This window comes from Methylobacterium sp. WL64 (assembly GCF_008039945.1).
In the GTDB taxonomy this organism is placed as follows: Bacteria; Pseudomonadota; Alphaproteobacteria; order Rhizobiales; family Beijerinckiaceae; genus Methylobacterium.
This window is the reverse complement of the sequence record NZ_VRVA01000013.1, coordinates 62130-76297: the sequence shown is the minus strand read 5'-3', so window position 1 is coordinate 76297 and position 14168 is coordinate 62130. Positions and strand designations below refer to the sequence as shown.

Genomic DNA, 14168 nt, shown 5'->3' with positions numbered 1-14168 from the left:
GATCACGCCATCTCCAGCTCGCGCGTCCTCTGACCTTCCGTCCGACTGACCGTGTCGGCAGGAATGTAGAAGTCGCGCTTGTAATTAAAGGTGTGAAGGATCGCGACGACGAGGATCGCCACGAAGCTGAGCGCCGCCAGCCACCAGACGTACCAGACCATGGCCAGGCCGAAGGTGAAGTTCAGTCCAGCCAGGATGGCACCGGTCGCGGTGTTCTTGGGCATGTGGATCGGCTTGTACCCGGTCATCGGCCGGGCGAAGCCGCGGTTCTTCATGTCCCACCACGCGTCGGAATCGTGGACCACCGGGGTGAAGGCGAAATTGTAGTCCGGCGGCGGGGAGGAGGTGGACCATTCGAGGGTTCGGCCGCCCCACGGGTCGCCGGTCAGGTCGCGCAGCTTCTCGCGATTGCGGATCGAGACCACGAACATGATGATCTGCGAAGCGATCCCGCAAGCGATCAGCGCCGCGCCGCCAGCCGCGATCACGAACCAGATCTGAAGCGACGGGTCGTCGAAGTGCTGCATCCGCCGGGTCACGCCCATCAGGCCGAGCACGTAGAGCGGCATGAAAGCGACGTAGAACCCGCTCACCCAGAACACGAGGGCCATCTTGCCCCAGAACTCGTCGAGCTTGAACCCGAAGGCCTTGGGGAACCAGAAGGTCACGCCGGCGAACATGCCGAACAGCACGCCGCCGATGATCACGTTGTGGAAGTGCGCGATCAGGAACAGCGAGTTGTGGAGCACGAAGTCGGCCGGGGGCACCGCCAGGAGGACGCCGGTCATGCCGCCGATCACGAAGGTGACGATGAACGCCACCACCCACATCATCGGCACCTCGAACCGGATCCGGCCGCGGTACATCGTGAACATCCAGTTGAAGATCTTCGCGCCCGTCGGGATCGAGATGATCATCGTCGTGATCCCGAAGAACGAGTTCACGTCGGCGCCCGAGCCCATGGTGAAGAAGTGGTGCAACCACACCAGGTAGGCGAGGATGGTGATCACCACGAGCGCGTAGACCATCGACGTATAGCCGAACAGCCGCTTGCCGCAGAACGTCGAGGTGATCTCCGAGAACACCCCGAAGGCCGGCAGGATCAGGATGTAGACCTCCGGGTGGCCCCAGATCCAGATCAGGTTGAAGTACAGCATGGCGTTGCCGCCAAGGTCGTTCGTGAAGAAGTGGGTGCCGACGTAGCGGTCGAGCGACAGCATAGCCAGGACGGCCGTCAGGATCGGGAAGGCGGCCACGATCAGGATGTTGGTGCACAGCGACGACCAGACGAAGATCGGCAGCTTCATCATGGTCATGCCGGGCGCGCGCATCTTCACGATGGTCGCGATCAGGTTGATGCCCGACAGCAGCGTCCCGATACCGGCGATCTGCAGCGCCCAGATGTAGTAGTCGACGCCGACGCCGGGGCTCATGGCAGCCCCCGAGAGCGGCGGGTAGGCGAGCCAGGTGGCGCGCGAGAACTCGCCGACGAACAGCGACACCATCACCAGGATGCCGCCGGCCACCGTCATCCAGAAGCTGAAGTTGTTCAGGAACGGGAAGGCCACGTCGCGGGCGCCGATCTGCAGCGGCACCGCGAAGTTCATGAGCCCCGTGACGAACGGCATCGCCACGAAGAAGATCATGATCATGCCGTGGGCGGTGAAGATCTGGTCGTAGTGGTGCGGCGGCAGGAAGCCCTGCTCCGAACCGAACGCCACCGCCTGCTGCGAGCGCATGAGCAGCGCGTCGGCGAAGCCGCGCAGCAGCATGATCAGCGCGAAGATGCAGTACATGATACCGATCTTCTTGTGGTCGATGGACGTGACCCAGTCACGCCACAGCGGCCCCCAGAAGCGGAAATACGTGATGACGCCCAGCACGGCGAGTCCGACCACGGCCACGCCGGCGAACGTCGCCTGCAGGATCGGCTCGTGATACGGGATCTGCTCGATCGTAAATCGACCGAGGATCAACTGCTGTAGGTCGAGGTTTGCGAACATGGGATCGGCCCGTTCAATGGGTTCGACGGCGACCGCCGGTTTTACGGTGTGGGGCTCGCGTTCACGCGAGCATTCTTACTGGTTGAGCTGCTTGGGCGCGATCTGCCCGCCCTCGCTCTGGCCCTGGCTGTCGGGGGCCTTGACCTCAGGGGTCTTCTCCTGCCCAGGCAGCGCATTCTCGCCCTGGCCGCGCGAGTCCGGGTTGCCCATGTCGGGCCTGGGCTTCATGCCCTGAGGCTGCGTCTGCCCATGCGGGCCGGTCCCGGATGCCGGCCCCGTCGCGCCGGGAGCCTCGTTGCCGCGATCGGCCATGCGGTTGTCGTACTGCAACCGGTCGTAGTTGGCCTCGGCCTCTGCCCCGGACGCGCCGCCCCGGGCGTCGATCTTCACCATCTCACCGACGCACATCTGCTCCGGCCGGGGGCACATGCCGATGATCCGGTCGTACAGGCCCTTGGCGTAGGACTTGTAGAAGCGGGACGGCTCGGACTCGCTCGGCTTCTCCAGCTCGAGATAGGCCTCCTGGGTCAGCTCGCCGCCCTGCGCCTTGGTCTTGGCGACCCACTGATCGAAGGCCTCGTTGGTCACGCCGTTGAACTTGAAGAACATGTTCGAGAAGCCGGCGCCGCTGTAGTGCGCCGAGCGGCCCTCATAGGAACCCTCTCGGTTGATCACCGCGTGGAGCTGTGTCTGCATGCCCGGCATCGCGTAGACCATGCCGGCGAGCGTCGGGATGTAGAACGTGTTCATCACGTCGGTGGCGGTGATCTTGAACTGGATCGGCCGGTCCACCGGGGCGGCGAGCTCATTCACCGTGGCGATCCCGTATTGCGGGTAGAGGAACAGCCACTTCCAATCCATCGCCACCACCTCGACCTGCAGCGGCTCGACGCCGGCCGGGACGTCGCGCTTCGCGTCGATCTTGCTGAGCGGCCGGAACGGATCCAGGGTGTGGGTCCCGATCCAGGTGAGGGCGCCGAGCGCGATGATGATCATCAGGGGCGCCGTCCAGATCAGCACCTCGAGCTGCGTCGAGTGGTGCCATTCGGGATCGTACACCGCGTCCTTGTTTGTGGCGCGGTAGCGCCAGGCGAAGAACAAGGTGAAGAAGATCACCGGGACGATGATCAGGAGCATCAGCCCGGTGGCCGCCAGCACGAGGTTGCGCTGCTGCTCGGCGACGTAGCCGGCCGGGCTCATGACCACGAGGTTGCAGCCACCCAGCAACGCCAGGATCGGCGGCAGGGCGAGGAGCGGCACGAGCCGACGTGCGAGGCCGCTCCGGCGGTCGCTGGGCTCGATCCTGTCCGGGAGAGGGGTCGAAGAGGTCACAGCACTCGTCTCTTTATCCCACGCCGCGTGCGCGGCATCCGCGCCGTGTCGCGTCTGCGGCACGGCCGACAACGTCTGGAAGAAGGCGCGCAGCCTGCGCCGCGCGCTGCCGGCTACATCTGGCGCATCTCGGAGCGGTCGAGGAACAAGGCCGCGAGGGTGCAGACCGCGCCGGACAACAGGTAGACGCCGACCATGGCCAAGCCGTAGCGCTGCGACAGGAACAGCGCCACCAGCGGGGCGAAGCCGGCACCGACCAGCCAGGCGAAGTCGGAGGTCAGCGCGGCGCCGGTGTAGCGGTAGTGGTTGCCCAACCGGGCCGTCACCGCGCCGGCGGTCTGGCCGTAGGCGAGGCCGAGCAGCATGAAGCCGATCGTGACGTAGATGGTCTGGCCGATCGCGCTCTCGCCGAACAGGAGCGGCGCGATGATGCTGCCGACCGCAAAGAACCCGATCAGCGAGGCGCTCATGATCAGGCAGTTGCGGCGGCCGATCTGGTCGGCGATCAGCCCGGAGGCGGCGATCGCGCCGGCACAGACGATGGCCCCGGAGAACTGCACGATCAGGAACTCGCCGGGCGAGCGGCTGCTGGTGTTGTTGAGTGCCAGCCAGGCGATCGGGAAGATCGTCACGAGGTGGAACAGGGCGAAGCCGGCGAGCGGCACGAAGGCGCCGCGGATCACGTCGGCGGCATGGTGCCGGAACAGCTCCAGGGCCGGGACCGGGCGGAGCCGGTCCAGGTCCATCATCCGGGCGAATTCGTCGGTGGCGACCAGGCGCAGCCGGGCGAACAGGGCGACGACGTTGATGGTGAAGGCGCAGTAGAACGGGAAGCGCCAGCCCCAATCGATGAAGTCGGCCTCGTCGAGGTTGACCAGGAAGAACGCGAACAACGCGCTCGCTACCATGAAGCCCAGGGGCGCGCCGAGCTGCGGGATCATCGCGTACCAGCCGCGGCGCTCCCGGGGCGCGTTCATGGCGAGCAGGGAGGCGAGCCCGTCCCAGGCGCCGCCCAGTGCCAGGCCCTGAAGGATCCGGAGGACCGCCAGGAGGTAGACGGAAGATATGCCGATGCTATCGTAGCGCGGCAGGAAACTGACCGCCGCCGTGGCGCCCCCGAGCAGGAACAGCGCGATCGTGAGCTTGACGCTGCGCCCGTGCCGGCGATCGATCGCCATGAAGATCACGGAGCCGATCGGCCGGGCGATGAAGGCCAGGGCGAAGATCGAGAACGCGTACAGCGTGCCGGTCAGCGGATCGACGAAGGGGAAGAATACCTTCGGGAAAACCAGCACGCAGGCGATGCCGAATACGAAGAAGTCGAAGTATTCGGACGCGCGGCCGATGACCACGCCGATGGCGATCTCGTTTGGGTGGACCTTGTGGTCCCCCATCGCCTGCTGAGCATCGCGCTCCAGGGTCGTGGCCGAGGCCATTGGGGTGTTCGCACTCATGGTTGACTGCCGCCCTCGCCGCGCGCCCGTTCGGGCGCCATGGCCGGAACCGCCTCATGCGGCATGTCCAGAGGTATCGCAACCGGCATCCGACGCAAGTTCACCCACTGACGCATGCATGGCACCCCCATGCCTGCCCTGCAGTCGGCACATGCGGGGCGGCCTGCCGCGGCGGGCGGAACCCGTCGCCGCGGCGCCGGCCGAGCCCACACGCCTAGACCCGGTAATGCGCCGAATTTCGTGACAGGTTGATGTTGTAGTAGGGGTCGGCCCGGAGCTCAGGGCCCCAGCGGTCGAGCATGGTCAGCACCTCGCCCTCGAAGCGCTTGCGCTTCTCCGGCGTATCCTCGGCGCCCCGACTCTTCGATTCGTGATGAATCAACTTGGCGAACGGCGTCCACACGATGCGGTAGCCGGCCCGGCGGATCTTCAGACACAGGTCCACGTCGTTGAAGGCGACCTTCAGGGCGTCGGCATCGAAGCCGCCGACCGCCTCGAACACGTCGGCGCGCATGGCCAGGCAGGCGCCCGTGACCGCCGAGACCTCGTGGGCGATGACCATCCGGCAGAAATAGCCGGGATCCGCGTCCGGTACGCCGAGATGGCTGTGCCCGGCGACGCCACCGATCCCCAGCACGATGCCGCCGTGCTGGATGGTCCGGTCCGGGTAGAGCAGCTTCGCCCCGACGGCGCCGATCTCCGGCCGCACCGCGTGCCGGACCAGTTCCCCGAGCCACTCGCTGTCCAGCACCTCGACGTCGTTGTTGAGGAACAGGAGCACCGGCCCGGTGGCGGCGGCCGCGCCGCGGTTCGACAGGTCCGAGAAGTTGAAGGCTCCCGGCACCGGCACGATGCGCACGCGCGGGTCGTCGCGATACCGGGCGAACAGGGCCGCCGTCTCGGGCTCGCGGCTGTCGTTGTCGACGATCACCACCTCGATGTCGGGGTAGTCGGTGCCCGCGAGCAGCCCGTCGAGGGTGACCGACAGGATCTCGGCGCGGTCCCGGGTCGGGATGATCGCGGAGACCCGGGGCGGCGGAAGCGGGAGCGGTCGGACCAGGCGGTTGAAGCCCGACGGCCCGCGCTCGACCCGGCCACCCCAGGGCGCCACGACCTCGTCGAGGGCGCGCAGCCGCGCCGCCTCGGCCCGGGACAGGGCCCGGTCCGAGAAGGTGCCGGAACCCTGCGCGGCGCGCCAATGGTAGAGCACCCGCGGGATGTGGCGGATGCGGGACGGGTCGAGGCCGTCGGTGAGCCGCAGCAGCAGGTCGTGGTCCTGACTGCCCTCAAAACCCGGACGCAGGCCGCCGACCGCCCGCAGGGCGTCGGTCCGGACCACGGTGAGATGGTTGATGTAGTTCTGCGCGTAGAGCAGCTCGCGGTCGAAGCCCGCCTTGAAATGCGGGTCGAACCGGCGGCCGCGTCCGTCGATCTTGTCCTCGTCGCTGTAGATCAGCACCAGATCCGGATCGAGGCGAAGCGCCCGGGCGACCTCATAGAGGGCGTCCTCGGTGAGCACATCGTCGTGGTCCATGAAGGCGCAGGCGACACCGCGTGCGAGGCCCAGGGCATCGTTGGTGGCCCGGGCGATGTGGCCGTTCTCGGACCGGGCGAGCACGCGGATGCGCGGATCGGCCTCGGCGGCGCGCTCAAGGATCCGGGGAATCGCGGGCCGCGTCGAGGCGTCGTCGACGACGCACAGTTCCCAGTGCGGATAGAGCTGCGCGCGCAGGGAGGCGAGGGCGGCCTGTAGCACCTTCGGGTCCGGATCGTGCACCGGCATCAGCACCGAGATCAGCGGCGGATCGGCCCAGGCGGCGATCTCGGCGGCAATGCCGTCCCGCTCCGCCCGGCGGTAGCCGTGGGCACGGATCCAGGCCTCGTATCCGGTCACCCGGCGGTGAGCCAGCGCCCGGCCCAGGAAGCCGCGCGCCCGCACCTTCTTGCCGAGGATCCGCCAGTAGAGCGCCTGCAGGGTCAGCGCCGGCTCGCGCAGGAGCGCGCGCGGCACCAGGGTCGGCCAGTCGAGGCGGCGCACCGTGATTCGGCGCAGCCGGACCGGGACCCGACCGGCGGGATCGGCCACCCGCAGGGCGACGACGCCCTCGGGGAGGCGCCCGATCCACGTGAAGGCACCCCCGCCCGACGCCTCCTGGGGCAGCAGCGGCCCCGGACGCCCCTCGGGACCGGCGAAGGCCATGCCGGGGATCGTGTCCGGACCCTCCGTCGGGTCGTTGGACAGGGTGATCTCGAGCCAGCGGCCCGCGAGCCCCGGAAGCTCGACGCGCATCCCGTCCGCCGCCGCCCGGACCGGCAGAGGGCGGCGCTTGCGTCCGGTTCGCGTCAGGTGCGCCGGCGGCAGGCGCGTCTCGGGGCCCCCCGTCTCGGTCGGGCGCGCCATCAGCTCCAGCTCTTGTCGATCGAGTCCTTCACGGCATCCGACATCGCGACGTCGAACACCAGCATCTCCTCCACCGCCTTGACGGTCCGCAAGCGCTCGGCCAGCGCCTGGGTCTCGGCCGGCACCGGCGGCGGAACCGGCACCGGAGCGTGGATGCCCAGCCGGTCGAACAGGGTCGACGCGAAGGCGTGGTACCGCGTCTTGTGGCCGACGATCCCGACCCGGGCCAGGATCTCGATCGCGGCGATCGAGTTGCCCGGGTGCAGGCGATCCTCGGGCATGCGGGTTCCGAGCTGGCGGGTCAACGGGTTGTAGAGCAGCCGGTAGGCCGGCTCCGGCAGCATGCGGAAGTAGCGCTTGAGGCTCTTCACGTCGGTGAAGTCGTAGGATTCCGAGAACGACGCGGCCTCGGCCAGCGGTCCGAGGCGCCAGCCGCGCACCGGATCGAGGGCGTCGCCGGCCCGGGCCTTCAGCCAGAGCATGCGGGTCGCCATCTCGGTGTAGGGGTCCTGCACCAGGATGCCGGTGACCATCAGGTCCGGCGTCATGAAGTTCTCGTAGCGCGGGATCGTCACGGCGCCCGACAGCAACGCCGAGGGGGCTGAGGGGCCGGATAGGATGCAGGTCAGGATCTCGTCCGGCAGCTTGTGGACGCCGAAGTAGCAGTGCTGGAAATACGGGAACAAGGCCGCCTGCAGGGCCGTCTCGGGCTCGATCCCGGTGTTGATGAGCATGACGCGCAGCCGCACGAGCCCGTCCGGAGGCGTGCGGCGATAGACCAGGACATTGGTGTCGGCGTCGTAGAGTTCGAGGCGCTGGATCTCGGCCAGGCCCGGCACCTCGGCCTGCGTGAGCACGAAGGTGCATTGCCCGGTGGCGTGCCAGCCGTTGCGCTTGAACGTCTCGTCGGTGACGCTGGCCGAAACCTCGGCCACGCGCTGGCCTCCGACGGAGACCATCACCCGACTGACGGCGAGGGGATTGTCCGGCACGATCCAGCCGCGGATCGAGTCGCCGTGATCGTGATCGATGAAGTAGCGCATGTCCCGAAGCTTGAGGCGGCGGAATGCCGGGACCGCCCGAGCGGCCCGGCCGGATGCCGGCCGGCACGCCCATAGCGCATTTTCTTCCCCGCGTGCACCATTGCGGTATCCGCCCCCCGGGCTACGCCCCTCAACCTTCCGCTTGCGCCCCCGCCGGGCACCGGCTATAGGCCCGGCCCACCGGTGCTCACGCAGCACCGGACCGGGCGCGTAGCTCAGCGGGAGCGCACTACCTTGACAGGGTAGGGGGCACTCCTCATAAGCCGCTGAGTGGCCTGGGTTATTTCGATGGCTTTCAGGCTCGACGAGCCTGATGACGATCGATTAGGAGACGTAGCACAGCGGTAGTGCATTCCCTTGACATGGGAAAGGTCACAGGTTCGATCCCTGTCGTCTCCACCATTCGACCCTATGGCGCCCGAGCGGACGGTTTCCCCGCATTAGATTGAGCCGGCGGGGCCTGCCCCTCAGTGAACGGCGGCATCGTCACCGTCCTCTGGACCGTTCAGGGTTGGAAACTTTCTACACGCCTCCTCAACCTGAAGCACCGCAAGGGCGCGACGCGCTGGACGTCCCTGTCTGCCTTCGGCTTCGCCCGCGAGGACGAGAGACCGGGCAGATGCGCGGGTCCAGCACGCGATGAACAACCGGCCCGGCGTCGTGCAGCCGCAGCCGACCGGCCCGAACCGTGTCGAATGCCGCGGCACGGTGCGCGCGCCAGATGGCCACGACATGCCGCTGCGCACGGTGGGGGAGGTCGCCGGGACGGACAGTGACGCAACCATGCGGTTTCTGATGGCTATCCCGCTGGCCCAGCAACCCTCGACACCGCGAAACCGCCATCTCAGGACCCGACGAAGTCAATCGTTTCGTTGGGACCGTAACGTCGGCCGATGCTTGCACAGGCCGCCATCCGGCAGCACCGGATGCGGGGCCGCTTAGAACCGTAATCTTTGCCAGATGGTCTTGGCCAGGACGATCTGGCCAGGACCATCTGAGACGTGCGAGGGCACGGGAGCATGCATGGGATCCCATCATCCCCGTAGGTCCCGCCGCGTTCCCGGCCGTATCGCCACCTGGTTCCGCTCAGAGCCCCGAAGGCTGCCGTATGACGACGTCCCCTGTCCACGACATCGACACCAAATACATCCGCCAGATCCAGCAGCAGCAGATTGCACTGGCACTGATCACGGCCGAGCGCGACGCGGCCGTGCGGGAGCGCGATCTGGCCCGGGCGCGATCCGAAGCCTCGACCAAGCTGATCGAGGCCCTGTTGGCGAGTTTGCGGCCCTTCGGGTTCAGCCGGAAGCGCTTCCTGTCGGCGATCCGCAGGGCGGCCCGCACGGTACCGGACCAGGGGCCCGATTCGCTGCAGCATACGGTTCTGTTCGACGGCTCGAACCGGATCCTGGGGGCCCGGCCTCTTGACCGGACCCGTCCCTGAGCGCACCGCACCCGCACTCGTCACCTGTATCGATCGGTCCCCTCAACATGGTGGAACGCAGGGCCATGGATGTCGCGCTCCTGACCGTCTTCAACGCCCTGGTCGATCTCAGGAACGAACTGGACGCGAAGCCCCATCTCGCCAGCTCCGAACTCGCGTTCCTGTCGTTCGCCACGAAGATGGCGCCGTATTCCAACGCGCAGCTGCTGCAGGACCTCTGGGTCCTGTACGAACTCAAGGAGAAGCGGAACGGCTACTTCGTCGAGTTCGGTGCCTGCGACGGGATCAGCCTGAGCAATACGCTGCTGCTCGAGAAGACCTTCGGCTGGCAGGGCGCGCTGGCCGAGCCGGCCCGGGCCTGGCACGCCGCGCTCTACGCCAACCGGAACTGCTACATCACCGACAAGTGCGTCTATAGGACCGACGGGGTCGAGGTCCTATTCAACGAGGTGGACATCGGCGAGCTGTCCGGCATGAACGACTTGGTGACGGGCGATTTCCACGCGCAGTTCCGCCAGGACGGTCGGCAATACGCGGTCCAGACGGTTTCGCTGGAGCGATTCCTGGTTGAGGCCCGGGCGCCGAAGCGCATCGACTACATGAGCATCGACGTGGAGGGCGGCGAGTTTGACGTGCTGGAAAGCTTCGATTTCACGCGCCACGACATCGCCCTGATCAGCGTCGAGCACAACTTCTCGGACAGCCGCGAGAAAATCTACGCCCTGCTGACCGGCCTGGGTTACCGTCGGCGTTTCCGGCAGCTGTCCCTGTTTGACGATTGGTATGTGCGGCCCGACCTCATCGCGACGCAGGCATGACGGAGCGCTCCATCGTGTCAGCCCGGACCGCGATCGGCATCCTTGATTCCCTGTTCGACCTGTTCAAGCAGATGGGCAGCGGCATCGCGCTCGACTTGCATTGGCTCGAGATCGCGCGGCGCCTTCAGCTGGTCCGCGCGGAGGTCGTCTGGTCGGCCGATCTGGCCTTCGTTTCCGCGAAGCTGAAAGCACACGCCGCCCACTACGCAACCACCTACCAGCCCGACGCCGGCTCGGAGCGGATCCGGAGAGCGAACGCCGACAAGCTCGACAAGGTCGTCCAACACTATTCGATCCTTCGTGCCCATCTGGAGCAGCAATTGCCGGCCGCATAGGCCCGCACGAGACGGTCATCGCGCGGATGATCCGCACGCTTCGGCGGGCATGCCCTTAAGACATGCCCTGACAAGTCGCCCGCACTGACGGCCGGGCCGAAACGGCCCCGTTGACTGGATTGGGCCAGCCGCTATCGAAGCCGCAAGACACGAGAGAGTCCGCGCATGAACGCGGACCCTGAGGAAACGCCGGGCCGCGCGCCCGGATCAGGAGGGCCGCCCATGTCGTCGCGAATTCACTTGCCCCTGTCCCGCCGCGGGTTCCTGTCCGCCGGCTCGACGGCGATCCTCGCCGGAACCGTGGCGATGCCGCACGTGGCGCGGGCCCAGCGGGCGGACTTCACCTACAAGTACGCCAACAACCTGCCCGACACGCACCCGATGAACGTCCGCGCCCGCGAGATGGCGGACGCGCTGCGAACCGAGAGCGGCGGCCGCTTCGATCTCAAGATCTTCCCCACGAGCCAGCTCGGCTCGGACACCGACACGCTGAGCCAGCTGCGCTCGGGCAGCGTCGAGTTCTTCACGATGTCGCCGCTGATCCTTTCGACCTTGGTGCCCAACGCCTCGATCAACGGCATCGGTTACGCCTTCCCGGATTACGAGGCCGTGTGGCCGGCGATGGACGGGGAGCTGGGTGCCTGGGTCCGCCAGCAGATCGCCAAGGCCAACCTCGTGGCCATGGAGAAGATCTGGGACAACGGCTACCGCCAGACCACCTCCTCGACCCGGCCCATCGCCAATCCGGACGACTTCAAGGGCTTCCGGATCCGCGTGCCGGTCTCGCCGCTCTGGACCTCGATGTTCCGGGCGTTCGAGGCGGCGCCCGCCTCGATCAACCTCAACGAGACCTACTCGGCCCTCCAGACCAAGATCGTCGAAGGCCAGGAGAACCCGCTGGCGGTGATCGCCACGACGAAGTTCTACGAGGTGCAGAAATACTGCTCGCTCACCAACCACATGTGGGACGGCTACTGGTTCCTGGCGAACCGCCGGGCCTGGGAGCGCCTCCCCGAGGACCTGCGCACCATGGTCGCCCGCCACATCAACGAGGCCGGCATGAAGGAGCGGGCCGACGTGGCCAAGCTCAATGCCAGCCTGCAGGAAGACCTGACCAAGAGCGGCCTCGTGTTCAACAAGCCTGATCCGGAGCCGTTTCGCGAGAAGCTGCGCAAGGCCGGCTTCTACGCCGAATGGAAGGGCCGGTACGGCGAGGAGGGCTGGTCCCTCCTGGAGAAGGCCTGCGGGAAGCTCGCGTGAACGGCCCGGCGGGGCCGGCGCCGCGCGGCGGCGTCGCGCCCTGTTCGCGGCGGGTTATGAACCTCGCCCACTTTCTGCGCCGGGCGGCCCGCCGCTGGCCGGACGCGATCGGCCTCGCCTGGGGTGACCGGACCTGGAGCTGGGGCGCCCTCGATGCCCGGGTCGACGCCATGGCGGCGGCGCTCGCGGCCCGGGGCGTCGCCAAGGGCGACCGCGTGCTGGTCCAGGCGCGCAACGGCAACCAACTGTTCGAATCGATGTTCGTCTGCTTCCGGCTCGGCGCCGTCTGGGTGCCGACGAATTTCCGGCAGACGCCCGCGGAGGTCGCCTATCTCGCCAGCGCCAGCGGCGCCTCGGCGCTGATCTGCGGCGCGGAGTTCCCGGACCACGCCACCGCGATCCGCGAGGCCGCGCCGGACCTGCGCCTCGTGGTCGAGATCGGCGGCTCCGCCTTCGGGCTGGATTACGACGCCCTGGTGGCCGCGCACGCCGCGCAGACGGCCCCCACCGCCGATGTCGAGCACGACGATCCGTGCTGGTTCTTCTTCACCTCGGGCACCACCGGCCGCCCGAAGGCGGCGGTGCTCACCCACGGCCAGATGGCCTTCGTGATCACCAACCACCTCTGCGACCTGATGCCGGGCACGACGGAGGCGGACGCCTCGCTGGTGGTCGCGCCGCTCTCGCACGGAGCCGGCATCCACCAGCTCGCCCAGGTCGCGGCCGGCGCCATGACGGTGCTCACCGGCGGCACGCGCCTGGACCCCGCGGAGGTGTGGTCGCTGGTCGAGCGCTGGCGCATCACCAACCTGTTCACCGTGCCGACCATCGTGAAGCTGATCACCGAGCACCCGGCGGTCGCGGCGCACGACCATACGAGCCTGCGCCACGTGATCTACGCGGGCGCGCCAATGTACCGGGAGGACCAGAAGCGGGCCCTGCGGGCGCTGGGACCGGTGCTGGTCCAGTATTTCGGGCTCGGCGAGGTGACCGGCAACATCACCGTGCTGCCGCCCCGCCTGCACGCCGCCGAAGACGGCCCGGGGGTGAAGGTCGGCACCTGCGGGTTCGAGCGCACCGGCATGCAGGTGCAGATCCAGGACACGAAGGGGCGGGAGCTGGGGGCCGGCGAGACCGGCGAGATCTGCGTCTGCGGCCCGGCCGTGTTCGCGGGCTACTACGACAACCCGGAGGCCAACGCGGCGGCGTTCCGGAACGGCTGGTTCCGCACCGGCGACCTCGGCCACCTCGACCCGGAAGGGTTTTTGTTCATCACCGGCCGCGCCTCCGACATGTACATCTCGGGCGGGTCGAACGTGTACCCGCGCGAGACCGAGGAGAAGCTCCTGAAGCATCCGGCCATCGCCGAGGCCGCGATCCTGGGGGTGCCCGACCCGGCCTGGGGCGAGGTCGGCGTCGCAGTCTGCGTGGCCCGCCCCGGCGCGGAGATCGGCGAGGCGGAATTGATCGCGTGGCTCGCCGGCGAGGTCGCCCGCTACAAGCTGCCGAAGCGGGTGTTCTTCTGGGACGAATTGCCGAAATCCGGCTACGGCAAGATCACCAAGCGGGCGATCCGCGAGGGTCTCGAAGCCCGCGGCGGCCTGCCGCTTGATCCGGGTGCCCCTGCCGGACGGTGACGGTTCGGACGACCGCGTTCGCTGCACCGCACCCGGCAGAAGCCGTTCGCGGACCGGTTCGGTGAAGAATTCATGCGAACTTCATGCCGTCCTTGCATGGCAGGCCGCGGAAGAGCCCCCTCACGCGCGATCCCGAGCCGGCGCATATTGCACCGCAGCAACCGGGCGCGCCTGCCCGGCCCTTGTTCGGGATCGGACACGATGGCCACCCTCGCGTATCTCGTCGGCTTCCGCTCCGAGCGTTCGCTTCTCGGTCAGGTCGCCGGCCGCCTCGAAGGCGCGCTGAAGCGCGTCGCCGACGGTCGCTACGCCGAGCAGCGCGACCGCGTCGCGCGCACCGGCGGCGCCGGGATGATCTGACCGGCATACAGCCTCAACGCCGGCGTCCGCGCGGCCTCAGCGACGGGCGCATGTCATCCGAGAAGACCAGGTCGGTGGCGC

Annotated in this window: 11 protein-coding genes and 1 tRNA gene; 7 read left to right on the top strand and 5 right to left on the bottom strand. The window is 67.9% G+C overall.

What is annotated here, in order from left to right:
* Positions 1–2: 2 nt before the first annotated feature.
* From cyoB to FV242_RS09495, 5 genes are all read right to left on the bottom strand, one after another.
* Complete coding sequence (gene cyoB, locus FV242_RS09515) at positions 3–2003, bottom strand: cytochrome o ubiquinol oxidase subunit I (RefSeq protein WP_147938742.1); 2001 nt, start codon at positions 2001–2003, stop codon at positions 3–5.
* A 75-nt stretch (positions 2004–2078) separates the two neighbouring features.
* Positions 2079–3335 carry a ubiquinol oxidase subunit II gene (gene cyoA, locus FV242_RS09510; protein ID WP_147938741.1) on the bottom strand — a complete coding sequence of 419 codons (1257 nt, stop codon included), beginning with the start codon at positions 3333–3335 and terminating at the stop codon, positions 2079–2081.
* Between the two features lie 113 nt (positions 3336–3448).
* Positions 3449–4789, bottom strand: a complete 1341-nt coding sequence (locus tag FV242_RS09505) for an MFS transporter (RefSeq protein ID WP_147938740.1) — start codon at positions 4787–4789, stop codon at positions 3449–3451.
* 214 nt (positions 4790–5003) lie between these two features.
* Entirely contained in the window at positions 5004–7190 is a 2187-nt protein-coding gene (locus FV242_RS09500; RefSeq protein ID WP_147938739.1) for a glycosyltransferase family 2 protein, read from the bottom strand.
* Positions 7190–8233: a hypothetical protein gene (locus FV242_RS09495; protein WP_147938738.1), complete on the bottom strand. Its 1044-nt coding sequence runs from the start codon at positions 8231–8233 to the stop codon at positions 7190–7192. Before FV242_RS09495 ends, FV242_RS09500 begins: the two co-directional genes overlap by 1 nt.
* Positions 8234–8560: 327 nt before the next feature.
* Between FV242_RS09495 and FV242_RS09490 the strand changes: the two genes are divergently transcribed.
* The 7 genes from FV242_RS09490 (at position 8561) to FV242_RS34455 (ending at position 14087) form a co-directional block, all read left to right on the top strand.
* Positions 8561–8635: transfer RNA gene (locus tag FV242_RS09490), tRNA-Val, on the top strand.
* Between the two features lie 706 nt (positions 8636–9341).
* Complete coding sequence (locus FV242_RS09485) at positions 9342–9677, top strand: hypothetical protein (protein ID WP_147938737.1); 336 nt, start codon at positions 9342–9344, stop codon at positions 9675–9677.
* 65 nt (positions 9678–9742) lie between these two features.
* The gene (locus tag FV242_RS09480; protein WP_147907233.1) at positions 9743–10495 is read left to right on the top strand and encodes an FkbM family methyltransferase; all 753 of its coding nucleotides are present in this window, start codon (positions 9743–9745) and stop codon (positions 10493–10495) included.
* Positions 10492–10830 (top strand): hypothetical protein, encoded by a 339-nt coding sequence (locus FV242_RS09475; RefSeq protein WP_246692286.1) that lies wholly within the window; start codon positions 10492–10494, stop codon positions 10828–10830. The genes FV242_RS09480 and FV242_RS09475 overlap by 4 nt, the downstream gene beginning before the upstream one ends.
* Positions 10831–11052: 222 nt before the next feature.
* Positions 11053–12090: a TRAP transporter substrate-binding protein gene (locus FV242_RS09470; protein WP_147907234.1), complete on the top strand. Its 1038-nt coding sequence runs from the start codon at positions 11053–11055 to the stop codon at positions 12088–12090.
* Positions 12087–13727, top strand: coding sequence for an acyl-CoA synthetase (locus tag FV242_RS09465; RefSeq protein WP_147938736.1), 1641 nt, complete (start codon positions 12087–12089; stop codon positions 13725–13727). Before FV242_RS09470 ends, FV242_RS09465 begins: the two co-directional genes overlap by 4 nt.
* 201 nt (positions 13728–13928) lie before the next feature.
* Positions 13929–14087 carry a hypothetical protein gene (locus tag FV242_RS34455; RefSeq protein ID WP_187193601.1) on the top strand — a complete coding sequence of 53 codons (159 nt, stop codon included), beginning with the start codon at positions 13929–13931 and terminating at the stop codon, positions 14085–14087.
* The last annotated feature ends 81 nt before the right edge of the window (positions 14088–14168 follow it).

Bases quoted from the DNA above. Each gene is read 5' to 3' on its own strand.
- FV242_RS09495 (WP_147938738.1), bottom strand. From the start codon at position 8,233: ATGCGCTACTTCATCGATCACGATCACGGCGACTCGATCCGCGGCTGG.
- FV242_RS09480 (WP_147907233.1), top strand. From the start codon at position 9,743: ATGGATGTCGCGCTCCTGACCGTCTTCAACGCCCTGGTCGATCTCAGG.
- FV242_RS09470 (WP_147907234.1), top strand. From the start codon at position 11,053: ATGTCGTCGCGAATTCACTTGCCCCTGTCCCGCCGCGGGTTCCTGTCC.
- FV242_RS09500 (WP_147938739.1), bottom strand. From the start codon at position 7,190: ATGGCGCGCCCGACCGAGACGGGGGGCCCCGAGACGCGCCTGCCGCCG.
- FV242_RS09475 (WP_246692286.1), top strand. From the start codon at position 10,492: ATGACGGAGCGCTCCATCGTGTCAGCCCGGACCGCGATCGGCATCCTT.
- FV242_RS09485 (WP_147938737.1), top strand. From the start codon at position 9,342: ATGACGACGTCCCCTGTCCACGACATCGACACCAAATACATCCGCCAG.
- cyoB (WP_147938742.1), bottom strand. From the start codon at position 2,003: ATGTTCGCAAACCTCGACCTACAGCAGTTGATCCTCGGTCGATTTACG.
- FV242_RS34455 (WP_187193601.1), top strand. From the start codon at position 13,929: ATGGCCACCCTCGCGTATCTCGTCGGCTTCCGCTCCGAGCGTTCGCTT.
- FV242_RS09505 (WP_147938740.1), bottom strand. From the start codon at position 4,789: ATGAGTGCGAACACCCCAATGGCCTCGGCCACGACCCTGGAGCGCGAT.